The sequence below is a fragment of the Pseudundibacterium arcticum genome, assembly GCF_042646465.1.
GTDB classification, from domain to species: domain Bacteria; phylum Pseudomonadota; class Gammaproteobacteria; order Burkholderiales; family Burkholderiaceae_D; genus Undibacterium_A; species Undibacterium_A arcticum.
Genome location: NZ_JBHRTP010000052.1, coordinates 1 through 22,293, shown reverse-complemented (window position 1 = coordinate 22,293; position 22,293 = coordinate 1). Strand labels below are relative to the sequence as shown.

General features: G+C 56.5%; 27 protein-coding genes and 2 pseudogenes. 18 read left to right on the top strand and 11 right to left on the bottom strand.

What is annotated here, in order from left to right; translation table 11 throughout:
• Nucleotides 1-3: 3 nt before the first annotated feature.
• The 7 genes from ACFOFO_RS16110 to ACFOFO_RS16080 all read left to right on the top strand — a co-directional run bounded on the left by ACFOFO_RS16110 (nucleotide 4) and on the right by ACFOFO_RS16080 (nucleotide 7,054).
• Nucleotides 4-372 (top strand): hypothetical protein, encoded by a 369-nt coding sequence (locus ACFOFO_RS16110; RefSeq protein WP_390329277.1) that lies wholly within the window; start codon nucleotides 4-6, stop codon nucleotides 370-372.
• Between the two features lie 241 nt (nucleotides 373-613).
• Nucleotides 614-1,891, top strand: a complete 1,278-nt coding sequence (locus ACFOFO_RS16105) for a hypothetical protein (RefSeq protein ID WP_390329276.1) — start codon at nucleotides 614-616, stop codon at nucleotides 1,889-1,891.
• A 124-nt stretch (nucleotides 1,892-2,015) separates the two neighbouring features.
• Nucleotides 2,016-2,201 (top strand): hypothetical protein, encoded by a 186-nt coding sequence (locus ACFOFO_RS16100; RefSeq protein ID WP_390329275.1) that lies wholly within the window; start codon nucleotides 2,016-2,018, stop codon nucleotides 2,199-2,201.
• 474 nt (nucleotides 2,202-2,675) lie between these two features.
• Nucleotides 2,676-3,476, top strand: a complete 801-nt coding sequence (locus tag ACFOFO_RS16095) for a DUF3348 domain-containing protein (protein ID WP_390332012.1) — start codon at nucleotides 2,676-2,678, stop codon at nucleotides 3,474-3,476.
• An 11-nt stretch (nucleotides 3,477-3,487) separates the two neighbouring features.
• The gene (locus ACFOFO_RS16090) at nucleotides 3,488-5,668 is read left to right on the top strand and encodes a DUF802 domain-containing protein (RefSeq protein WP_390332011.1); all 2,181 of its coding nucleotides are present in this window, start codon (nucleotides 3,488-3,490) and stop codon (nucleotides 5,666-5,668) included.
• Nucleotides 5,668-6,318, top strand: coding sequence for an OmpA family protein (locus tag ACFOFO_RS16085; protein WP_390332040.1), 651 nt, complete (start codon nucleotides 5,668-5,670; stop codon nucleotides 6,316-6,318). The genes ACFOFO_RS16090 and ACFOFO_RS16085 overlap by 1 nt, the downstream gene beginning before the upstream one ends.
• Before the next feature lie 58 nt (nucleotides 6,319-6,376).
• The gene (locus ACFOFO_RS16080; protein ID WP_390329269.1) at nucleotides 6,377-7,054 is read left to right on the top strand and encodes a DUF2894 domain-containing protein; all 678 of its coding nucleotides are present in this window, start codon (nucleotides 6,377-6,379) and stop codon (nucleotides 7,052-7,054) included.
• Here the strand turns inward: ACFOFO_RS16080 and ACFOFO_RS26610 are convergent.
• A complete protein-coding gene (locus tag ACFOFO_RS26610; protein WP_449369377.1) occupies nucleotides 6,988-7,467 on the bottom strand; it encodes a type 2 periplasmic-binding domain-containing protein in 480 nt (159 codons plus the stop codon). The genes ACFOFO_RS16080 and ACFOFO_RS26610 overlap by 67 nt on opposite strands.
• A gap of 36 nt (nucleotides 7,468-7,503) precedes the next feature.
• Here ACFOFO_RS26610 and ACFOFO_RS16070 point away from each other — a divergent pair.
• From ACFOFO_RS16070 to ACFOFO_RS16055, 4 genes and pseudogenes are all read left to right on the top strand, one after another.
• Nucleotides 7,504-7,821: pseudogene (locus ACFOFO_RS16070) on the top strand (integrase core domain-containing protein); the annotation flags it as partial.
• Between the two features lie 195 nt (nucleotides 7,822-8,016).
• Entirely contained in the window at nucleotides 8,017-8,577 is a 561-nt protein-coding gene (locus ACFOFO_RS16065) for a hypothetical protein (protein WP_390329265.1), read from the top strand.
• Entirely contained in the window at nucleotides 8,574-9,236 is a 663-nt protein-coding gene (locus ACFOFO_RS16060) for a type 1 glutamine amidotransferase family protein (RefSeq protein ID WP_390332010.1), read from the top strand. The genes ACFOFO_RS16065 and ACFOFO_RS16060 overlap by 4 nt, the downstream gene beginning before the upstream one ends.
• Before the next feature lie 525 nt (nucleotides 9,237-9,761).
• A complete protein-coding gene (locus ACFOFO_RS16055; RefSeq protein ID WP_390332009.1) occupies nucleotides 9,762-10,361 on the top strand; it encodes a group I truncated hemoglobin in 600 nt (199 codons plus the stop codon).
• A 705-nt stretch (nucleotides 10,362-11,066) separates the two neighbouring features.
• Here ACFOFO_RS16055 and ACFOFO_RS16050 read toward each other — a convergent pair.
• Both ACFOFO_RS16050 and ACFOFO_RS16045 read right to left on the bottom strand, forming a co-directional pair.
• The gene (locus ACFOFO_RS16050; protein WP_390329259.1) at nucleotides 11,067-11,840 is read right to left on the bottom strand and encodes a 5'-methylthioadenosine/adenosylhomocysteine nucleosidase; all 774 of its coding nucleotides are present in this window, start codon (nucleotides 11,838-11,840) and stop codon (nucleotides 11,067-11,069) included.
• Between the two features lie 210 nt (nucleotides 11,841-12,050).
• Nucleotides 12,051-12,647: a putative pterin-binding protein gene (locus ACFOFO_RS16045; RefSeq protein ID WP_390329257.1), complete on the bottom strand. Its 597-nt coding sequence runs from the start codon at nucleotides 12,645-12,647 to the stop codon at nucleotides 12,051-12,053.
• A gap of 133 nt (nucleotides 12,648-12,780) precedes the next feature.
• Here ACFOFO_RS16045 and ACFOFO_RS16040 point away from each other — a divergent pair, with 133 nt between their 5' ends.
• Entirely contained in the window at nucleotides 12,781-13,212 is a 432-nt protein-coding gene (locus ACFOFO_RS16040; protein ID WP_390332007.1) for a hypothetical protein, read from the top strand.
• Nucleotides 13,213-13,556: 344 nt separating this feature from the next.
• On the opposite strand, the gene ACFOFO_RS16035 is transcribed toward ACFOFO_RS16040, so the two are convergent.
• Entirely contained in the window at nucleotides 13,557-13,922 is a 366-nt protein-coding gene (locus tag ACFOFO_RS16035; RefSeq protein WP_390332006.1) for a hypothetical protein, read from the bottom strand.
• A 12-nt stretch (nucleotides 13,923-13,934) separates the two neighbouring features.
• Between ACFOFO_RS16035 and ACFOFO_RS16030 the strand changes: the two genes are divergently transcribed.
• Together ACFOFO_RS16030 and ACFOFO_RS16025 are read left to right on the top strand one after the other, a co-directional pair.
• Entirely contained in the window at nucleotides 13,935-14,390 is a 456-nt protein-coding gene (locus ACFOFO_RS16030; protein WP_390329251.1) for a hypothetical protein, read from the top strand.
• Nucleotides 14,391-14,595: 205 nt separating this feature from the next.
• Nucleotides 14,596-14,898, top strand: coding sequence for an HU family DNA-binding protein (locus tag ACFOFO_RS16025; RefSeq protein WP_390329249.1), 303 nt, complete (start codon nucleotides 14,596-14,598; stop codon nucleotides 14,896-14,898).
• Between the two features lie 464 nt (nucleotides 14,899-15,362).
• On the opposite strand, the gene ACFOFO_RS16020 is transcribed toward ACFOFO_RS16025, so the two are convergent.
• Nucleotides 15,363-15,626 (bottom strand): DUF1488 family protein, encoded by a 264-nt coding sequence (locus ACFOFO_RS16020; RefSeq protein ID WP_390329247.1) that lies wholly within the window; start codon nucleotides 15,624-15,626, stop codon nucleotides 15,363-15,365.
• Between the two features lie 49 nt (nucleotides 15,627-15,675).
• Nucleotides 15,676-16,844: pseudogene (locus ACFOFO_RS16015) on the bottom strand (tyrosine-type recombinase/integrase).
• Nucleotides 16,845-17,023: 179 nt separating this feature from the next.
• Between ACFOFO_RS16015 and ACFOFO_RS16010 the strand changes: the two are divergent.
• From ACFOFO_RS16010 to ACFOFO_RS16000, 3 genes are all read left to right on the top strand, one after another.
• Nucleotides 17,024-17,320 carry a hypothetical protein gene (locus ACFOFO_RS16010; RefSeq protein WP_390332005.1) on the top strand — a complete coding sequence of 99 codons (297 nt, stop codon included), beginning with the start codon at nucleotides 17,024-17,026 and terminating at the stop codon, nucleotides 17,318-17,320.
• Nucleotides 17,321-17,399: 79 nt separating this feature from the next.
• Nucleotides 17,400-17,861, top strand: coding sequence for a hypothetical protein (locus ACFOFO_RS16005; protein WP_390329243.1), 462 nt, complete (start codon nucleotides 17,400-17,402; stop codon nucleotides 17,859-17,861).
• Nucleotides 17,862-18,063: 202 nt separating this feature from the next.
• The gene (locus ACFOFO_RS16000; RefSeq protein WP_390329241.1) at nucleotides 18,064-18,237 is read left to right on the top strand and encodes a hypothetical protein; all 174 of its coding nucleotides are present in this window, start codon (nucleotides 18,064-18,066) and stop codon (nucleotides 18,235-18,237) included.
• 201 nt (nucleotides 18,238-18,438) lie between these two features.
• Here the strand turns inward: ACFOFO_RS16000 and ACFOFO_RS15995 are convergent, their stop codons facing one another.
• From ACFOFO_RS15995 to ACFOFO_RS15985, 3 genes are all read right to left on the bottom strand, one after another.
• Entirely contained in the window at nucleotides 18,439-18,621 is a 183-nt protein-coding gene (locus ACFOFO_RS15995; RefSeq protein WP_390329238.1) for a hypothetical protein, read from the bottom strand.
• A 297-nt stretch (nucleotides 18,622-18,918) separates the two neighbouring features.
• The gene (locus ACFOFO_RS15990) at nucleotides 18,919-19,248 is read right to left on the bottom strand and encodes a hypothetical protein (protein ID WP_390329235.1); all 330 of its coding nucleotides are present in this window, start codon (nucleotides 19,246-19,248) and stop codon (nucleotides 18,919-18,921) included.
• A 692-nt stretch (nucleotides 19,249-19,940) separates the two neighbouring features.
• Nucleotides 19,941-20,222 carry a hypothetical protein gene (locus ACFOFO_RS15985; protein ID WP_390329233.1) on the bottom strand — a complete coding sequence of 94 codons (282 nt, stop codon included), beginning with the start codon at nucleotides 20,220-20,222 and terminating at the stop codon, nucleotides 19,941-19,943.
• A 4-nt stretch (nucleotides 20,223-20,226) separates the two neighbouring features.
• Between ACFOFO_RS15985 and ACFOFO_RS15980 the strand changes: the two genes are divergently transcribed.
• The gene (locus tag ACFOFO_RS15980) at nucleotides 20,227-20,943 is read left to right on the top strand and encodes a hypothetical protein (protein WP_390329231.1); all 717 of its coding nucleotides are present in this window, start codon (nucleotides 20,227-20,229) and stop codon (nucleotides 20,941-20,943) included.
• Between the two features lie 323 nt (nucleotides 20,944-21,266).
• Here ACFOFO_RS15980 and ACFOFO_RS15975 read toward each other — a convergent pair whose 3' ends face one another.
• Complete coding sequence (locus ACFOFO_RS15975; protein WP_390329228.1) at nucleotides 21,267-21,431, bottom strand: hypothetical protein; 165 nt, start codon at nucleotides 21,429-21,431, stop codon at nucleotides 21,267-21,269.
• A 201-nt stretch (nucleotides 21,432-21,632) separates the two neighbouring features.
• On the bottom strand, nucleotides 21,633-22,293 hold a 661-nt coding region (locus ACFOFO_RS15970), incomplete at its 5' end, for an NRAMP family divalent metal transporter (protein ID WP_390332003.1).

The window sequence follows — 22,293 nt, the reverse complement described above, 5'->3', positions numbered from 1 at the left end:
ACCGTGAACCACGAAATCTGGGATCAATGGGAACAGCAGGCTCTCAAGGCCGGCGTACCGCCCGAGCTGGCGGCGCTCGGGCGCAGCGTGATTCGCGATTACTGGCAGCACGGCAAAGAGCGTGATGCCGATATGATCTGCCTCGGGGCCGATCGTCACCACGACATGATGCTCGCGTTGGCGCTGCAAAAACCCGGTTTGGCGAGCGCCAGATTTGCGGCCGAACTGCATGCCGATACGCCGGATGGTGAAATGTTCGAGCAGCAGCTGGCCGACGTCGAGGCGCGCTATGCCGATAGCGCGAGCAAGCCGCACACGGGTGCCTGGTACAAGAGTGCTTACCAACTGCAGGGATGCGAGTTCAGATTGTGATGTTGGTTATTTGTGCCCATCCTGCGTATGCCGGTGATGTTGACCATCCGCGCCGGTCAATGTTGACCGCTCCAACGCCAATTCGCTGGCATTGATCGTGCAGGCCAACGGAAGGCGCAAACAATGGGCATAGTTGCGACCGGCAGCACCCGGCCAGGAGCAGACCGTCACGACGGTCAGCTTTCGAGGCCCTCCAGTTTGGTAGTCTTGACTTTTGATAGAACAACAAGAAAGAGGCGACATGCCAGCTACTGAGATGACCACAGCGGAGGTGCCCGGAGTGTACCGGCGCCTCGCGAGCGCAATTGGTGCGGCATACTGGCAAGCTGCGGTGGCGCGGCAGGAAGATGCGATTCGGTCGAATCATTTTCTCGGTGACTACCTGCGTTCGGAGTACGCCATCGCATATCAGTTGGACCGGCTGCGAAGACTGGTCGCGCGGTTTGGCACGGTGCCGCACGAGGCCTGCAACGATCCAAGCATCTTTCCGTCTCTGGCCTTCGCTGCACAGGTACTCAAAGTCCTGGACAGGAGCACGGTCAAGCAGGCCAAAACATTCGTCAAACGTGTCCGAACCGCCTTCAGCAGTTCTGAAAACATGCACGGTCTGCGTTTGGAACTGCTGGCAGCGACCCACTTCGTCCGTCGAGGACATCGTGTGGCATGGCACAGAGAGAAAAACGGGGGTTCTTTTGATCTCCTGATCGAGGATCTCGGTCCCAGTGGGCTTGAGGTCGAGTGCAAGTCCATCTCTGCAAACAAGGGCCGCCGTATCCATCGCCGAGATGCGCTGGAGTTCTGGGGCGAGCTGTGGAGAGACGTGGCCGGCGTTGCACAGAACCTGCGCTCGGGGCTTGCGGTAGTGCTGACCGTTCCTTATCGCTTACCGATAGACGCAGAGGAAAGAGTCGCACTCGCGAGAGAAGTCGTTGCTCGAATCGTGGCCGGGAGCGGCGCGACCTTGGGTGGAGGTACGGAAGTGCGCATAGAGTCCTTCGATCCTGCCACGATCGAAGCGGCGAAGGACAAGGGCCGCGAGGATTGGAGGAAGGCCATCGACGCGGCGACAGGCACAGCGAATCGCGAAGCAGCCGTGTACGGAACCCCTGCGGGCGGCATGCTGGCATTCGTGATGCAAAGTGCAGTTGAGGACGACGTGCTGGATCAGGTGTTTTCCACCCTCGACGACTCCGCGGCGCGACAGTTCACACGCAAGCGTGGCGCTTTGTTCTGGGTAGCGTTGCAAGACATCGATGCAGATCAGTTGCTGTCGGTACAAGAACAAGACAGTGACCCGGGCGAGCAACCAACGGCATTGAGACTCGGAGTTAGCGACTTCCTCAATCGTGCACCGGGCCACATCGTCGGTGTTGTGTTCAGCAGTAGAAGCGGTCTTTTTCCCACTGTCGATGGCAGCACGGACTCTGGCGGAGCAACGAACTTCTTCTTGAAGGGAGAAAGCCCTCTCTGGCATGCAAGCTTCCGCGACCCGCTGAGAGCGGCGGGGATGACGGAATAGACCGCCTCGGCCGGTTGGTACGCCGGACAAGCCGCCCGACAAGGCCGAGCGGCTGCTTCGGGGTGACGAGTTCAAGGGTGCGGATGTCTCTTCAGGGTCGGGTGCAGCCCGCAGTCCGAGAATCTTGACCGGCCGCTTCCGCTGCATCACCGACATCCTGTTCGATACGACTGTCGCCACACCGATCGCCTTTGGCGCCAATGATCGCTGGCTGGGTGGCAAACTGGCACTCTCGCTGGTCCGCATACCTGGTCGCAGAACCTCCACCGTCACTTGCGTGGGTTACCGGATATCGGGGAACTGGCGGTAGAAACCTCGCAAACCGTTGCATGAAGTCATCGATATTGCTTGAGGATGATCACAACCGTGGCAACAATCGTTCCATTCGGATTGCGGCTAGACGAGTAGACGCCTGGATGTGCTTCCCGGGCTCGTGCGGGCGCTTGAAAACGTGGCGCCGAACGGGCCACGCTGTTGCGCGTGCAGGACGTTGTCGCGCGTCAGGCTGGGGAATCCATGCGGGTAGCCCCGCTCATCTCAAAAGTAAACAAGGACCTGTTCTGCAAGTGATCGTCAGGATCAAACGAACACGGCGACGGTAACCATCGCCGGTATCCCCGAACTTCCCGCCCGTTTGGGCATCCAACCCTGCCGCGATATAATCGCGGTCGGACGTATGCCGTGAAATGGCCGCCGATACGGGTTCAGATTCGCCGGAGCATATCAAAAACAGATGATTATGCGAATTGCAACACGCACTACTTCCCACTTTTTCCGATTTTGATTGCACCTGCATATGACGCGAGCGTTACCGCGCACGAATTTCCACGGTTCAGAACTCATTCGTTGCCTTGCTGACCTGCGCCTTGCGGAGGATGCCGAGTCCGGGAATGCGTTTGCGGAAAAATTGGGCCTGTGGATACACTTTACCGACGCCGTCACCCTGTCTGCCGTGCACAACGACAGCATTGCCGGCTCACGCAAATTGCAACCCGAAGCGCGATGCGTCGCGCGTTCTGCCATCGGTATCGAATTCGATCGGATACGGGCTGGCTTGATCGATTCGATCATGAAGAGTTGTTCGCCCAAATTGGGCAGAACACATATTGCGCTGCCTGCACCTCCGTTCGAGCTCCCGATGGACCTTGCGGCGTCTTACACGCCATATCGGCGCTTCTATGATGCGCATCAATGCGACATGCAATTGAGCGTTTATCCGCTGCGGGTCAATGCACGGGATGCGCTTGCGAAGGCGTCGCCAAGGCTCAAGCAACTTGCCGACCTGGACGCGACGTTCGAGACGATATTGCGCGAGCGCGAGAGTAAATTGCTTGCGACGGTGCCGGTGCTTCTCAAGAAACGTTTCGAGCAATTGTTCAAGGCACATCAGCAAATGCTGGTTGATACGCAGCAGGCCGACAACCCTGCCGGTTGGTCGCAACCGGGAGCCTGGCTGGCGCGTTTTTGCAATGACATGCAAACGCTGCTGCTGGCTGAATTGGAGCTGCGCTTGCAACCGACGGTGGGGCTGACTGAAGCACTTACTGGCACATCCAATAACGATAAACGTGAACAAGATACGTAATGAGTGAAAAATTGAATAAGTACTTATTTACGACCGCCTTCTTCCTGGGCGCGGTTGGTGTCGTTTGGGTCGCTATCGGATTTTTCGGCTCCAGTGTCTTGGCGCTGGCGATGACGACGATCATCGGTGCGGTCTATGTGTTTGGTGCGCTCGAACTGCGTCAGTTTCGTCAGGCCAGCACTACCTTAGCCACGGCGCTTATGACTATTCCTGAAAATCTTGCAGACCTCGAGCAGTGGCTGGTCAGCGTGCATGCGTCACTGCAAAATTCCGTGCGCTTGCGCATCGAGGGCGAACGTGTCGGTTTGCCCGGTCCCGCCCTCACGCCGTATCTGGTCGGACTGCTGGTGATGCTGGGCATGCTCGGTACGTTTCTGGGTATGGTCGTCACGCTCAATGGTGCGGTCTTTGCATTGGAAAAAACGACCGATCTTGAGGCGATCCGCTCTGCACTTGCGGTGCCGGTCAAGGGCTTGGGACTGGCGTTCGGCACATCTGTGGCAGGCGTTGCCGCATCGGCGATGCTGGGCTTGATGTCGGCACTCAGCCGACGTGAAAGAATGCTGACGGCGCACCTGCTGGACACCAAAATTGCCACGGTATTACGTCGCTTTTCACTGACACATCAGCGCCAGGAAACCTTCAAGGCGCTGCAGTTGCAGTCGCAGGCCTTGCCTCTTGTCGTCGATAAATTGCACGCGATGATGACGCAGATGGAGGGCATGAGCCAAGCGTTGAATCAGCGCTTGCTCAGCAATCAAGAGAGCTTTCACAGCGATGTCAAAGACGTCTATACCGATCTGGCATCGTCAGTCGATAAATCCCTGCGCGAGAGCTTGAGTCAAAGCGCGCATGTTGCCGGCGAAAGTATCAAGCCCGTGGTCGAGGCTGCGATGAACGGCATCGCACAGGAAGCGACGTTGATGCACGCACGCGTGGCCGACACAGTGCAGACGCAACTCGACGGGATTTCCGCTCGGTTTAGCATGACCGCCACCACCGTAGCCAATACCTGGACGGCGGCACTCGGCAGCCACGAGCAAGCGAGTGCCGGCATCGCGTCGAGCGTGAGCCGCTCACTGGATGCGTTCAACGACACATTCGAACAACGTTCCGGTGCTCTTGTGGCCACCGTTGGCGCCGCCTACGCCGGTTTGCAAACCGATCAGGCAGAGCGCGACAAACAGCGGCTGCAAGCATGGACGCAGTCGCTGGAAACCATGGCCGCGGGGCTCGCTCACGAACTGCAACAAACGAGCGCGCAAACGTTGACGCAGCAACAGAAAATTTGCGACACCTTGACCCAGACCGCGCGAGACATTACCGAACAAACGCAGACCAGCGCCGGCAATGCGCTCGTCGAAACAACACGCTTGATCACCTGTGCCGAAGATTTGATGCGCTGTCGCATCGCCGCCGAAGGGCAGTGGATCGAACAGCACCGCGAACGCATGGATCAACTGACCAGCATGTTGCGGTCCGAACTCGGCGCGCTCAAAGATGAAGAAGCCCAGCGTGGCATTGCCGCCGTTGAGCGGCTGGCGCAATTGCAAGATGCCTTGCAAACTGCGCTGACAAGTCATTTGACAACGCTGGGCGCTGGGCTGGAAGATCCGATCACGCGGCTCATACAAACCGCCTCGGAAGCGCCACGCGCCGCCGCAGAAGTGATCGGGCAATTGCGCCAGGAGATATCCAACAGTGTTGCGCGCGACAACGAATTGCTTGTTGAACGCAGTCGCATCATGGAAACCCTCAATGCACTGCTCAATGCGATCAATCATGCATCCGTTGAACAGCGCGCCGTGATCGATTCGCTGGTGGCCTCCTCGGCGGTGGCACTCAACACTGCGGGCAGCGCGTTTTCAGAAAATGTCGCCACCGAATCCGCGAAGCTCGCCGACATCGCGGCGCACGTCACCAGCAGCGCCGTCGAAGTATCAAGCCTTAGTGAAGCCTTCAGTTTTGCTGTGAACTCGTTCAATGAAGCCAACGAAAAGCTGATCGCCAACCTGCAGCGCATTGAAGGCGCGATGGATAAATCGATGCTGCGAGGCGACGAGCAACTCGCCTATTACGTGGCCCAGGCACGCGAAATTATTGACCTCTCCATGAGGTCGCAAAAAGAAATCTTCGAAGAGCTGCGTCAACTCCCTGCCAAGCAAACCAGATTTGCCGAAGAGGTCAAGTGATGCATGCCAGTGTGGATGACGTCGATGCCGGCATGGAGCACACGGCGCCGGTTTGGGCGGTTTTTGGCGACTTGATGTCAGGCTTGCTGGGCGCTTTTGTGCTGATACTCGTGGGCGTAGTGGCTGTCCAGATGGACTTGACATTGCACCTGCAAGACGAAGTGAAAAAGCGCCAGATCGAAGAGCAGCGCCGCACGAGTCTGGAAAAGGCCCTGGCGATTCCGCTGGCAACGGGACGCATTACCTTGAACAACGGACGCATCGGCATCAGCGGTCAAGTCCTGTTCGCACTCAACTCGGACCAGTTGCAGCCCGAAGGCCGGCGGCTATTGACCAGTCTGGTGCCACCGCTGCGAGCTTATCTGACGGCGCGCGATGAACTGCTCATGGTGAGCGGGTTCACCGATGACAAGTCGATCCGCGGCGGCCGCTTCGCCGACAATTGGGAATTGTCGGCCCAGCGTGCCCTAACAGTCACCCGTACTTTGATCGAGGAAGGGATGCCGTCTTCCATGGTATTTGCAGCAGCGTTCGGCGCCGAGCAACCGGTCAAGCCCAACACCGACGACGCCGCGCGCGCGCAAAACCGCCGAGTAGAAATGGCGCCCGTACCAAAAATCCCCAACGCCAAATCGCCGTCGCATGAGTGAAGCGGGTTACAGCAAATTTGCGGACGCACCGCTGGATGCGCCCCCTGATTTCAACGCGTTGATCGATTCGCTGCGCACGGCCGGCGCACATCAGTTCGATCCCGTGCGCCTGCATTACATTGAAGTGCTAGCCAAACGCGCAACGGCGCATCAGGGAAACGTCAAGCGCATGCTCGACGCCAAGCTGGCGCAAGCGCTCGCGGTTTTCAAAGAACGTTTTGAGCAAGCACAACGCGATGCCAAGGAGATCGTTGCCCTGACAGTGCTGCAATATCCGCATGCGGCCGTCGATCTGAACCAGCGATTTGCCGCCGGCGATTTCAAAGGATTGAAGCTATTCGTCGACACGCTGAAGGCCGGCGAGCAGCACGCATCATTGGCTGAGCTGGTGCGCCAACTTGAGCAACATTCTCCGGAACATATTGGCGTACGTGTGGATCGCAATGCCGGATCGCGTCCCGAGCTGAAAGTCATACGGAATTTCAGGAACACCTGGTCAAAACTCAGCGTTGACAAGCAAGTAGCGCAAGCACTTAAGCAAGCCCCAAAGAATGCCGGCCCCATCAATTCGCACATGCTGGTGCTACGCTCGCTTGCATTGATGCGCGACATCTCACCTGATTATCTCAACCGGTTCATGTCGTATGCAGATACTTTGCTTTGCCTCGATCAAAGCGGAAAAGAGAAACCGGGCAATGCAAAGAAAACTCCGGTGGCGCGAGTGTCAAAAAAATAGGTTGTATTGGTTGTGACCATAGCGAGCAAGGTTTGTCTGATTCCGGGCGTCACCGCATGGCGTTTTCTCTCAAATTCCCAGGTGTATAAGCCGCCATAGGTCGGCAGTCGCATGCAGATGCAGGTATGGCTCGCCAAGTCCTGCGGCGTCGCCGGCGGTGAGCGTTTCGCAAGGTAACTCGGGGCCGCCTTCGGTAGCGACAGCTGGTGTTCTCTCATCAGCCGATAGAAACGTTTGTGATTGACGGGCCGCAGACCGATCAAGCCGCGCGAAGAAAAATGGGTCAGGCTAATATTATGCATGTGATTGGCGTCGCCAAGGCTCAAGCAACTTGCCGACCTGGACGCGACGTTCGAGACGATATTGCGCGAGCGCGAGAGTAAATTGCTTGCGACGGTGCCGGTGCTTCTCAAGAAACGTTTCGAGCAATTGGGGCTTGCTCGGTCAACTTGCAATTCCTGAGTGACAACGGCAGCGCCTACCGTGCCCACGAGACGCGTGCCGTGGCTCGACAGCTTGGGTTGACACCAGTCCATACGCCGGTGTGCCCGCAATCGAACGGCATGGCCGAGAGCTTCGTCAACACCTTGAAAAGGGACTACGTTAGCCAGATGGATCGCAGCACGGCCGAGGCGGTACTTGCTCCGTTGCCAAACGCTTTTACGCATTTCAACGAGGTCCATCCGCACTCTGCGCTGAAGCTGAAATCGCCTCGCATGTTCAGGAGGGAGCTGGCGCGTCAGGCTAAGGAAAATGACGCAAATTAAGCGCTGACCTGTGTCCGGTTATCCGGGGGCAATATCACATTGCGGGTTGGCCGACGCGGAGTACCCTTGCTATGCGCGTGCTTCTCAGGCAGACTCGACTTCCCGCCTGATTTGGCGCGTATCGGTGTTGAGGAATTTAGTGGACGATTCGCGCTACAAAGAACAGACAATATTTCCGCGAGTAGGGAGACGACGATGAAGGATCTTGATATTCACGCTTTCAAAGCCGTGTTGAATTTCGTCAGAGGCCTAGCCCTGACAACCATGGGGTTGCTTATGGGGGCATCCCTGACAGCCAATGCCGCCAGCAAAACCAAACTCAGCGTTTTTACCACCGGGACGCCTGCCGTCGGCTTGCCCTGCGCCCCTTCGACACCGTCAGCCGTCCTTATGGGAGGTGGTACGGATGTCAGTCAGGCCTACACCTGGATGATCAATAAGGCCAACTGTGGGGCCACGCCGGCACATCTCGGCAACGTTGTCGTTTTGCGGTCTACCGGAAACGGTGACTACGACAAGTACATCTACAAGCTCGGTCCCGTCGCTGCAGTCCAGACGCTGGTCGTTCCTGATCGTGCTGCCGCCAACGATCCCACATTGAACAGCTACATCCAGAACGCCGCCGTCATATGGATCGCCGGAGGTGATCAGAGTGTTTATTACGCGCAGTGGAAGGGAACACTACTGGAAAATCTGGTCCAGCAACAAATCAGGAACTACAACTCCCATTTGGCGGCACGAGTGCGGGCCTCATGATGTTAGGTAACTTTAACTACGTGGGAGGAGCGACCTACTCGGTCACCTCGGCGCAAGCGCTTGCCAACCCATACAACGCCTACATGAATCTCCAGAAGGACTTTTGGTCGGCCAACACGCCTTCAGTCGTTCTTGGCAATGCGCCCTTGTCGGTATTACTCAATACCGTGACCGACTCACATTTCAACACGCGTGACCGCATGGGACGCACGCTCGCGTTCATGGCCCGCAACCTGGCTGACGGTTGGGTATCTCCTGCCGCAGCGACGATTACCAACGAACACGCGATCGCGGTAAATGAGCAGATCGCGCTGCTGCTTGAGACGGAGCCTGTTACGGGTGACGTCCAGGCATCGATCGTCGCCAATCCCGGCGTCACGGGATACGCCTACTTTATGAATACGATTTCTTCGCCCATGTGCGATGCGACAAGCACGGTTACGGCCAAGGCGCTTGACAAGTCCTGCACCGGAACTTTTACGATGGCCAATACACCAGTCAATCGCCTGACGGGGACCGCGACACGCTCGGCAAATTTGTTCGACGTCAGCACTTGGCGCGCGACAACCAATGCCGTTACAGCCAATTTCTGGTCATATTCCATCGACGTCAGTCATGGCGCATTGAACTCGACCGGCAACGGCGGCAGCATCTACTGAGACCGGGTTGTTGGGGCTGACGCGTCTCTGATCCAGAGTGCCAGAATTCGTTGATCTACTCGTACACGTGGCAAATGGTTGCCCTCTGTGAGATCTCAGAAATTGAACAAGAGCAGTGAAAATCGGCGGCCTGGTTCAGAAATGCATATGTCGGTGATGTTGACCATGCGCGCCGGTCAATGTTGACCGCTCCAACGCCAATTCGCTGGTATTGACCATGCAGGTCAACGGAAGGCGCGGACAATGGGCATAGTTGCGACCGGCAGCACCCGGCCAGAACCGGCCAGTCGTACCTTCGCTTCAAAGCGGACATTCGCATCCGCGCAAGCAACACAAGCTGTTGCTTCAACGCCTTTCACGGATTTTTATTGATGTCTAATTCGGCCAAAATTGGCAACGCGAGTGATGATGCGGATTTCGGGCATATTGGCAGTCTGGACAGGTGGACAGGTGGACAGGTGGACAGGTGGACAGCGTCCCGAGATACACATAAATTTTTCGATCTAAATAGAAGTTGGTTCCCGCATGTCACTCACCTATGTGCGCTGGCGCAAAGACCTACCGTCGCCTTACATGCTATCTTTCTTCGCACGTCGAACTTGCGGCGCGATGATTCATATCAAGGAGTTTTTTATGAAGAAGTTAATCGCAATACTATCTCTATTCGCAATGGCACTGCCACTGCAAGCGGCTGCACAGACCGAGAAGAGTCTGTATGAACGGCTTGGCGGCGTCTTCGCTATCGCCGCCGTAGTTGACCACTTTAGCGACGCGGTTGTGCAGAACCCGATCGTGGGAAAGACTTCCAAGAACCCAGCCCTCAGGAAATGGCACACGGAGAACCTGGACAGGTTGCCGGGCCTCAAGTTCATGCGAACCCTGTGGGTCTGCGAGGTCACGGGCGGGCCGTTCAAATTCTCGCCAACAAAGCCGGGTAAAACTCATTTGGGCCTTGAGGCGGCGCATCGTGACCTCAAGATCTCCCCAGAAGAATTCGACGAGGTCGCGGCCGAACTGGGACGCAGTCTTGACTTCGCCAAAGTGCCTCCGCGTGAAAAGGGAGAAGTCCTCGCCGCCTTCGCAGCGCATAAGAACGAGGTAACGGCAGGCTACAAGACGAAGTGATTATGGCTGCACTTAAGCCCACTATTCATCGCCCGCTCCCCGGCTTGGCAGCCATAGGCAAATCATCGTTCTTCTTTGTGGTTGCTGCCTTCTGGCTCCTGGTCAGATCCTGGGCCGCGCTGCATACCTTGCGAGCGGTGATTTGGCCTTCGCCGTCGGCTTGAACCTGGGCGTCGAGCGTCCGCTTTTGCAAAGCAAGACAGACCGGTTTGGGTCGTTTGCGGCCGGTCGGTAATATTGGACTATTTCCGCCGAATTTTGCGTATTCCGCAGGGTCTTATCGGAGGCGAACCTGACCGCCTACTGTCCCGACTTGTCCAACTGGCCGACAAGCTGGTGCTACGAGAAACGCGACCTGATTCCTGGCGAACAGCTTATGGTGCTGTTCAAAACTCCTTCGACTCAACCTGCCGAAAATTCCATCGATTCCTGATGGCTTCCTGACACAGCATTCCCGGCACAGCGCTATCGGCTGGCAGGCGTGGTGTCTGAGCGTTGAGCCACCGGCAACGTAGACTTATCCGTGGCGGCGTACGTGGTCCTTATTCAGACCATGAACGTGCGCCGCGGTGGGTAAGTCGGTGCCAAGCCGAATCGTCTTTTCTTCCCTACTCACGGAAAATCGGACTCTCGCCAGCACGGAATACCTCAAAAATCACCCACAGATTTCCCTGACGAGCCAATAATTTACAATATTTAAAAATATCAGCGCGCAAGCGACGCACAAAACCGGCGGAGGATATTACGTGCATAACAGCGCGCCACCTGCTCGATGAAGCGCGTGAAATTGATTGCCGCATCGCCATTCGCGTCATCCGAAATGGTCCGCACCACCGCAAACGGCACGCCGAATTCGTGGCAAACCTGGGCCACCGCGGCACCTTCCATTTCGACCGCCAGCAGTGCCGGCAAATGTTGTTTCAAGCTCGACAGCTTGATGTCGCAGTCGATGAATTCGTCGCCGCTGGCGATCAAGCCGCAATGCAGGCGCGGCGTTTTCAGCTTGAATTCAGCGCGATCGGCGTCATTGATTTCCTGCATGAAATCCTGCAGCAGGAATTGCTGCGCCGCGTGTTTCAATTGCGTGGTCAACGACAGATCTGCGGCAAACCAGCTCAAGCCGGTCAGCGGCACTTCAAACCGTGGAAACAGCGGCGACGCATCCATATCGTGTTGCAATAAGCCGTTCGCCACGACGATATCGCCAACCCTGACGTCGCCATCGGCACCGCCAGCCACACCGGTGAAAACGATGTGCGTGACGTTAAAACGCTCGATCAAGGTCGTCGCTGTTGCTGCTGCGGCAACTTTTCCTATCCGCGACACCACGCACACCGAACTTACCCCCCACAGCTTGCCGGTAATGAAGTCACGCATGCCGCGTGGGATGGACTGGGCGTGCTGCATGTGCTCTATCAGTCCTGCCTGTTCTTCAGGCAACGCACTGATGATACCTAAACGAATGTCAATTGAATTCATGGTGTTAGAAGGACTTACGCAAAAAAGTTGTTAACTACTGCAAATGACGTAAACGGGGGCCTTTTGATTCCCTCTGCAATATACGACGGTACGGGTTTTCGTGGTGTGCAACTGCGTGTCCTGGTCGACGCCAGCCGTTAGCAAGCGGCGCATTGCATGGCAGTTCGCCGCTTTTTCTTTGGGTGCTGCACAATTCAGGCCGGCACGCCACTAACCGCGTTGCACCTCGATGTGATACAGACCCCACGGGCACAAGGTAAAACGCGCAGCGACCGGCTTGGCCGCCATGTCCGGAAAACGGTCCGCGTCAACCATCGCCCATAACGGCCCCAGTCCACCCAGCGGCATCGGACGGCCATCAAGTTCGGTCGCGACGATAAAGCGATATTTGTGCGCGTCCGCCAGCGATACCAGGACCGCATAGCCATCGATCGCGCGCAGCAGGATGTTGCCGCCCGCATTGGCCGCGGCTCCGGTCGCGTTCAGCACCTCGGTCAATAGCGGCCCGCGCAAGGTGTGCGGCTTGCCATCGTATTCCAGCGTCGGCCGGATCGTGACTGCCGGCAGTGCGGTCAGCGCGGCAAATTCGAATGCATGCGCCTTGTCGAATTTTACGCCCTGCTTTGTCATCATCTGGTCCAGCGCCGGATCGAGCGGACCGCGATTGCCTGCTCCTATCGCGCCGGTGACGGTCAGCAGCGTCGGGCCGGGTGCAAGCTCGGTGCGCTTGGCTGGACCGGCCAGCGCCAGCGACGGCAGCGATGCGGCGCCGAGCGCGGCAGTGGCGAGGAATTCGCGTTTGTTCAAGGTTGGTCTCCGGTGAGTGCAGTTGCTCGCAGTTGCTGTTCGCTGCAGACGCGATTCTAATGCGTCGTTTTGAATCCATGGGGAAAGAACCGGATGCCGATCCGATTCCCAAAATTCACCACGTCATACCTGGGTGAAGGGCGACAAGCTCGTCGCGTTCTGCGAACGGAAATGCAACGTGATCGCCCCGTTTGTGGCGGCTCCGGGAAATCAGAATGAATCGCCGCTCTTGCGCGAAGGCTTGCCGCAGGTGATGCGCATCGCCCGCGCGGTCGGTTTCTCCCTGCGCGGCGCCATCGTCAGTCTGGATGGCGCCTACGATTGCCGCCTCAACCGCAAGGCGATTTTCAATCGCGGCATGACCCCAATATCAACGCCAACCCGCGCGGCCGAAAGTAATCCAAGCGCGGACGCAAGCCGTTCTTCGATCCCGACATTTTTGAAGAGCGGTTCAACACAATCGAGCGGGTGTTCGCCTGGGAAGACAAGTTCCGGCGCTTGCTGCTTCGGTTCGAGCGCCTCAGCCAACTGCACTACGCCTTTAAAACCTTGGCCTATACGATGATCAACCTGCGGCACTTCTGTCAGGGTTAATCAAGCGCCATTGTCTTGCATGATCGGCGCATCGCGCCAGGATGTCGCTCGTCCGCTCCAGCGAAAAACCGCCACCGTTTCGCGCCAACATCGTCGCACCAACGGCCACAACGTCTCGCTCTTCAGATGCCGCCCTCTCGCACAACGCTTTCACTCCGCTTGAACGAGAAACCCGCAACCAGTAGTTAGCGATAACGCATCGGCGCCAACAATTTCCTATGTTCGTCGATTATATACAGTACTTCGTTTGCCAACTTACAAGATGGTCGCCTAATCTATATGGCCGGTTATACATGAGGAAAGTTTCCGGTTTCGTCATGAAATTGCAGGAAGCGGTGCAACGATGTAATCCCTGAGACGGAAGCCCGTGTGTGAGCCGTGTTCAACCAGTTGGTCAAGCAATGCCAGCGTTGCACGGTGTAATGCGGGGCGTTGACGAATATTTGTTCCGTGTTCATAGCAGACCTTGCGCAGCAAAATTTCGAGTTGAAATGCCGCATTCGGATCATCCAGTAGTTCGCGATTTTGCGACTTTTCAAAAGCTTGCGCGAGTAACGTTACCGCGTCGGGAAGAAATACTCGCCCCACAGAACACAAAAGTGACAGGAGTGCGCCAAATCCAGCCTTGGTGTTACCTACTGTGGCGGCGGCATGTTCAAAAAAGCTTTTGTTTTCAGTCACTGGCGCCCATTCGTGTACATCATCTTTAAATTTAACATCCGCAAACAGAGCGTGCGAGCGACTCAAACAGCCGGGATCCCGAAAGAGCGCGTCGAGGAGATCAGCCCGACAGAGTGGTATGACAAGTGGTGGGCGGCAAACCTTGCCACTGACCCGGTCGGGGCTTCACGCAAGCCGCCCGTGCTGCGCTCGCCCAATGGCGCGATGAAGGACTTCGGTGGATTTTGGGCGGTAGGCAAACCAACGTACGATCCGGCTGCAATCCGCGCTCCCACGATGCTGGTGGTCGGTGAGTGGGACGCGCTCACGCCTCCGGCCATGGCGCAGGAGATTTTCAAGCGGCTTTCCGGCGTTAAGCAGCGGCGTCTCGTATTGTTATCGGAAGGCTCGCATTCGATCGGCACCGAGAAGAACCGCATGCACCTGATTCGGGAAATTCAGAACTTCCTCGAAGAGCCCACGCAGTAGGAGTCAGATGACCTTATGTCGCCCTGGTTCTAGGCGACGTAGAGTGAAATTCAACAGATTAGTGCGGCCGAAATACACCATATCACCGTAAATCCGTCATTGCTTGCAGCAAGGAAACAGATGCGAGAGAATAGGCTCTGGCATTGCATTTCATGCATCCAGCCATTTCCGTGGCCTCGGGCCACTCTTTCCTTTAAGGTCTTACATGAATCGTTTAGAACTCGCTGAAAAGATTGCAACCAAACATGAACTGTCGAAAGCTGAGGCCGCGCGCATCATTGCGACTATCACTGAGACCATTGTTGCCACCGTCAAGAAAGGCGATACGGTCGGTATTGTGGGCTTCGGAACTTTCAAGCAGATGAGCCGCGCCGCGCGTGCAGGATTCAACCCAAGTAAGGGCACGAAAATCAAGATTCCTGCCGGCAAAGTCCCGAAGTTCGTGGCGGGCGCAGGCTTCAAGGACGCGGTCGATCCGAAGGCGGCGAAGCGCAGGGCAGGGAAGTAACAGGCGAGGTTGATTCGGCGCCAATGAGTTGAGTATCAAGGAAAGCCTGGGGCGTCGCGCCTATGGGTAAAGCTAATATGTTGAAATTGCGATGCCAATTTATTCAAGACCCGCTTTGAGCTTAGCTCTCGCGGGTTTTTTCTTGCCATATTCGATGGAAACTTGGCTTTGACCAAGCTGGCCGAATCTATGGCTGTGCGCGCTGCGTTTCATGGTCACCATCATCAGGACTTGATTTACGAAGGATCCGTGTGGCACGGCGTAGCTCTTTGCGGGATTGTGGGCCTAGACACCGAGACATTTAAGACGAGCTTCGTGATCTGAGATACGCATTCTGTCCGAACGACACCCTGTACTAGATATGGGGGAGCACATGCCTTCGCTTTTTGAAGAACGCTAGGCTCGACGGGTCCTGACAGTCACATTCCAACACGCGATCATGTTTGAACTTATACACATGGCAGTCAGAAATCTCCCGTACTCAGAAGCCTCTCAGTTCCACTACTACGCTCCAACAGGCGCGTGGCCACTTCTTCGATGCGTCCCCTGTTTTGATTAAAAGTACTAACCCAACTCTGCCCAGACGAGGAAGTGACGTCGAAATGATCCTCAAGCGCCTCGCGTGAAATAACGCACCATACTCTGTCACCATCGACAATAGCCTGGAACGCAACCCCTTCGCTGGGGTCTATATGCGCCTCAATGTCGCGCGGAAAGCTGATATCCATAAGCACCCCCTCGTCTAATTGACCGGGCCGTCGTTACTTCCGTAGTATGTCACCACTTGATGCGGTGTTTCTCCTCCGTCTCCTTATGCCGTTTGTCGTCCGATGAATGCAGATAGTTGCTTGTCGTGCCGATCGATTCGTGTCCCAGGTTGTCACGGACGTGCCGCAGGTCGACATCGCTATTGGCCATGTGCGAACCGGCCGTGTGTCGCAGCCAATGCGCCGACGCCTGTTCGACACGATCCGCTATCGCTTGGTATTGCTCGCCGCGTTGTCTGAGCCGGATGACAGTGTGTTCGAATACCTTCTTCACTATTGCATGCACAGCGCCGCGCGTCATTGGTTCTGTGCCACGGCCGATCGGCAAAAGGAGCGGAACGTCGTCGCCCGCTAACGGGAAGGATGCAAGGCCTTTTTCTCTGCGATAGCGCGCCAGTTCGACCATCAATTCATTCGTCGCCGGCACGATCCGCAGCTTGTCGCCTTTGCCCAGGATCTCGAGCCACCAGCGCTCCTCACCATCCTTGTCGCGCCGGCAAAAGAAACTGCCCATCGTGTTGCCGACCACTTCCGAGATGCGCAAGCCGCACAGGTACAGCAGAGAAAATAGCCACCGTGCGCGATAGTAATGCTCGCGTTCGCGATCCGATTCCTGCGGCATCGCATCGATCGTCATTTTCACTTCACTCCACAAATCTTCTTCGAGGTAACGGGTAATGCGTGGCTTCGCTTTGCGGGCGCGCTGGCGCGACAGTGACAGTGGATTGCCGGCGAGGTAGCCGGCATTGACCAGCCACGAGAACAGCGTATTGAGAATGATGATCGCCTGGCGCTGGCTGGCAGGGGAGAGCGGTCCAGCGAACGGCCGCCACTCAGGATGCGCGCGCGCGAACTTGCGGCCATCGCGCATCACCCATCGGAATGCCGGCTGCGGATCGGACAGAAACCGCTGATAGAGCAATAAGTCTTCGTGCGTGAGCGACGATAACGGTTTCCCGAGCTGGGTGGTCGACCAGAGCAGCAAGCGTTCGGCTTCCTTGCGGTAATTGTCAAACGTGGTCTTGGGTCGATAAAGCGCGCGAGCCATGCCTTGATCGCATCGACATCATTATCAGCAGCGATTTGCGGACGATTGCCGGTGGCCCGGTTGGTGCCATCGCGACCATCGATGTGGGAGGGCAGTTGGATGCTTTCGATCGTCGCGAGCGCGGGCAGCATAGCGGGATGTAGATTGGTAGAAGGCATGACGAGCGCTGACGCATCTGGAATTGGCACCTTCCGATAATACTCGACATTATGGCAATAATGTCACTTGATTCTTCAGCTGGCTTTGTGGTTGCTACGCCTTTATAACTTCGCACCCACACACGAAATCAAGGTCATTTTTGAAAAAAAACATGATGCTTGATATCGCTTGGTACCGGCGCTATGTCACGATAAAAACGTGGCCGGTGTTCGACCGCAGACTAAACGGGGCATTCCACGACGCCGCAAAGGAATTCCAGGGGAAATTCAACAAAGCGAAGTACCAATGGGAATTTCCATCATCGCAGAATATTTTTTGTAGTCTTGCGGTCAAGTTCGCCTTCAGCAGAGGTGCCGGCGAAACAAAATTCAGGTCACGAATAAAAGGTCTCACGGATCCCGTTGGCGAATTATTAAAGAAACGAATACCAACTCTTGGCAGCTTTTGATACGCTTTGTCTAGCTGTTTAATGTCAAAGTGTACAATCCGGTTCCGAATCAATATCAACAATGCACTAGGAGAAAAGGATGTCCAACATACAGTCTGCCAAAAAATCAGTTCAATTGGAACTTGCTCAAGCAAAGCAGGGGAGAGATTATTATCAATCGCGCATAGAAGCGTTGGAAAAAGCGCTCGCGCAGTTGGCCAGTGTCGACGCCGCAGCCTTGACCGGTACTGCTGTCACTCGTGAAAGCGCCAAAAAGCAATCGGCCGGGAAGAGGGCAACGCCGGCGCAATCGGCGAAGTCAAAGGGTTCCGCGGCCAAGCTTCCATCTACCGGTGGTGATTTCTGGGTTGACCTCATCACAGATCAGCCCCAATCAGCCGCAGATATTATGAATGCCGCGTTCACTAAGCTGGCGGTCACGCCGACCAAAGAACAAAAACAGAAGTTAGGCGCTCGGATGACTGCAGCCTTGACTGGCCTGATCACGGCAAAACAGATTAAAGACTCTGGTGCTCGACGCGAGCGTAGATTTTTTAAGTAACAATAGCAACGATGGCCATTCCATCGGCATACTGCGGCAGGTGAGGGCATCGCCTGCCAGGGCTGCTACAGAGGTCGCTCCACGGCGTGAAACTGCTCCAACGCCTGTATCGTAATCAGCGTTTCCTCCCAACTGTCCGATCCAATGTCGCCCTGGATTGGCTCATATTCTGCGTTTTCCTAGGGAACGGCGGAGAGATAAAATGCGTATCGACATCGAGGTCGTAGTTGGCGATAAACATGGACGAGTGATCATCGCCACGATTGAAAGAGAAGCTGATCAAGCTTCTGTGGAAGGCGTGGGTTTACGTCTTCCCGCCCGGCCTGCACCAAGTCAATCATTTTCCGGCGGAAATCAGCCGGGTAGGGAGTTCTGAATCTCTGCATGATGAACACCTCCTGATTAGAGGATATGTGTCCACCAAAGCGATCAAGTCCATACCATCGATGCGGTGCGCACAGTACCGGGGGCGCAGCGCTCGCGCACCGCAACGCAACTGCCAAGGCGCGGCGGCAAACCAGAAACCGAAGAGAGACCCGCAGCTGTCGATGTCTACAACTTCCGGATGTCAACGACGCTAGCTTATCGGAACAGGTGTGGTATTGTCCGGACCGGTTACCGTGATGGCATCGATCGACACCGGTTCGGTCGTGTCCGATGATGTCGCGACGGCGGCCGCCACCGCATCAACGAAGGCGTCCTGCGCAACGACCGGTTCGGCGGTATTGTTGGCACCGCTAAGATGTGGACGAGCGCCCAACCGATAAATTGAAAAACATCGCGGCTCGGCCAAGGCGGACCAAACCGAGGTGCAAAAGCAAACAAGGTGAGCAATACGACCTGGGCGATGACCCATGTCTCACCACGGCGTCCCATCTTTTTTCCAATTAATTTCAACGGAGGCCGGCGCTGCCCAGCCCAAGGGCCGCAAGGGGAACTGAGTCGACGCTGTTCCTGGCAACTTAATGCCCCGCGGAGTCAGACGTGCTGGCTGAGCCAGCGCCATAGTGCGCTGCAATACGATTCGCTGCCGCGATGTAATGCCAAATCGTCGCGCCTATTTCTTCGTTTCCTCCTTCCCAACCTGGGAATGGTCGTTGGCTTGGCCGGGCAACGGCATGGCGGTCGCTTCCTGGGCCTTGTTCAAGTTGCTGGGGCTGGATTGACCGGGGCCGCTGGTCGCGTCGCTGGCGGTGCCGGCGGGCGTGTTCGGCGGGATGGCCGCGTCGGATGGCGGCAGGGCGCTCGGCGGCGCCGCAACCGAATTCGGATTGCGGGCCATACCCGCGTCCGCCGGCGTGACGGTCGCTGCGGTGTCGGCTTTTTTGCAACCGAAAAGGCATACCGAAAGCAGACAGAGTGCAAATGCACCGCGACATCTGTTCATGTGTTTCCTCCAATTGAAGCGCGTATTCATTCTATCTGCCGGCAACAGGAAAGCAATCGGCAAGTTATGCCGGCTCTGCGCCAAACCAAGCTATTCGCCCGGCACTGCTGAATTATTTGTCATCGGATCCTGTTGTCGATAGTGCCTGTCGGTGCCCGAATTGCTTCACCATAATTTGGCCTTTGGCAATACCGCTAAACATCGACCGGTCGCGCGACGCCTTGCTCAAGCCTTCGATAAAATCGAAGTCGATAGCAGGCGCGTGCTCGGGCTATACACCAATACAGCGAGGATTTGCGCGGTATCTGGTGTCCCGCGGCGATAAGCTGTTACCGCTACGCGAATCGCGGCCGACCCTCCCCTGTCCGTGAAATCGGCTTCGATATCGAGCCGGGCACTGAAAAGGGCGGCGGTAACGACCTGACGACGAACGCATTGAAACGTTTCTCAACACGCGTGCCAGTCTTGAAGAAGAATGAAAACAGACTGTATTGCTGAAATTCAATCGGAGCAAGATTCTTGATCAACTCGACTTCATCACCGCGCATGCGAAGTTTTCGCAGCGAAAACACTTGCCCGGTGTACCTCAAGAGGTTCCTTATGTTGCATATCAAACAAGCTGCCTTTTGATTGTGTAGACTTTCTTCACTACGTCATGTTTTCCGGACGCCATCGCGCTCAGGGATGGGCAATTAATTTTCGGCGATAAGGAAAAGAAAGAAATACCTGTTTCCTACAACGAAGAACAAGAAGGAGAGACATCCATGCAACCACGGTCCGTAATGCCAGAAGGGCGAACCGCCGCCGCCATATTCACAGATACTGATGCCAGCATCGGGTGTCTCTTGGGCGGCAATTTTCGCCGGCGCCGCCGCCGCTGCCGCGCTTTCTTTAATATTAGTCGTTCTTGGATTCGGCCTGGGTCTTTCCGCCGTGTCGCCTTGGGCGAACAACGGCGCCAGTGCAGCGACCATTGGTATGTCGACCATCCTCTGGCTCGCCTTTACCCAGATCGCCGCATCAGGCCTGGGCGGCTACCTCGCTGGACGCTTGCGCATCAAATGGGCGAATGTGCACGCTGATGAAGTTTATTTTCGCGACACGGCACATGGTTTCTTTGCCTGGGCGGTCGCTTCTCTGGCAACCGCGGCGTTTTTGACATCGGCTGTCGGCTCGGTACTGAGCGGCGGGATCCAGGCAGGGGCGGCTGCGGCCCGCACCGCTACGGCCGCTGCTACGACCGCGACGGCCAATAGGGGAGATGCGAGCAGCGGACCAACCGGCTATTTTGTCGACACATTGTTTCGCTCTCCGCAAGCCGCATCCGATGCGATGGATACGGCGCCCCGTCAGGAAGCCGTGAAAATCTTCGCCAACGACCTGCGGTCGGGAGGCTTGAGCCCCGAAGATAGCCAATATCTCTCGCTAGTCGTGGCAAAGCGCACTGGCCTGAGCCAGGCCGATGCCGAAAAACGCGTCAACGATACTTACGCCAAGTTCAGCAAGGCGATCAACGACGCCGACACGGCGGCCAAGGAGGCGGCCGACAAGGCGCGCAAGGCCGCGGCGTATTCGGCGCTATGGATGTTCGTGGCCTTGCTGTGCGGTGCTTTCGTTGCCAGTCTGTGCGCAACGTTTGGTGGCAGACAGCGTGACCGCACCGATTATTCCCTCGCCGGTCGCCGCGCAATTTAATCGGCCCTCTCTACCCCCTTTCTACCCTGATTCAGGAGATCACCATGCGCTCACTTCTGCTGCTGTTGCTTGGCGTTCCCATCCCCATCATCATCCTCATTGCCTTGTTCGTTCACTGAGATAACACCGAGATAACGCTGAAATACGCGGCGGTCGCTAGTTCAGGGCCGCCCGCTTCAGCAGCGCAGCAGAAATCGGTCGATTCGCGTCACGGTTCCCGTGATTGGGCCGCAGGTCGATTCAAACGTCGGGTCGGCTACTGGAAAATCGTTATGGATCATGCCGATTATGATTGCGAGTGTGTGGGTCCCTCCGGCTCAAACCTACGTAAATTCTCCAGCGTGTTGATATTGCGTCGGCGCATCGTCAGACACCACCTCCGCCACCTTCAGCGGCGCGTTCCACTGATCGACCTTGGGGCCGCCGCCTTGCAGGAATTCGCCAGATGCGGCCGCAGCGATGTCTTCAACAGGCAGGCAAAACACCACGGGCGGCACCCGGTATTTGCCAGTTCCTGTCGGTGCGAATTTTCGCGTTCGGTGGCGGCCGGCATCAGCGCCGTTAAATGTGCAGCCTACCCCTCCCCACCGCCTCGCAGCGTTTCCGGTGTCCGCGGTCCACAGTCGGTCCTGCACCGGTTGGCCGCAGCGCATGAATGGCAATGGCCTGAAGGCGATCGAATTTCGCTGTCACCAAATCAACGTATAAAGCATTACCAATACCGGGATGACCATCAATCCGGTTGCGAGCCACCCGAATAGTTTAAGCGTTCGCCCGATGACAAACTGTCCCATGATTGTTGAGTTAGTGGCCAGGAGCATCGCCACCATCATAATCGGCGCGGAAATGACGCCATTGATGACAGCGCTCCAGAATAGCGCTCTGATCGGGTCAAGCGACGTAAAACTGAGCGCAATACCACCCAATGTGGCGAGGATGATTACGCTATAAAACGCCTTTGCAAGCGACGGTTTCAGTTCCAGACTGTTGCGCCATTTGAACGCGCCGGCCATGGCATAGGCAGCAGAGCCAGCCAACACCGGCAGGGCTAGCAACCCCGTGCCAATGATTCCTATCGCGAATAAGGCGAAGGCAAACTTTCCGGCGAGCGGCCGCAGCGCACTGGCAGCCTGGGCGGAAGTGTCTATCGATGTCACGCCATGCGAATGTAGTGCGACTGCCGTTGTCAGCATAATGAAGAACGCTACCAAGTTGGAGAAGCCCATGCCAACAAAGGTATCGATTTTGATCCGCTTAAGATTTTGCCTGGCTTGATCGGGCGCCTTCTTGACAGGTTCGGCCTCTGGGTCTGCTTTGATTTCCTCAACCTCCTCGGAGGCCTGCCAGAAA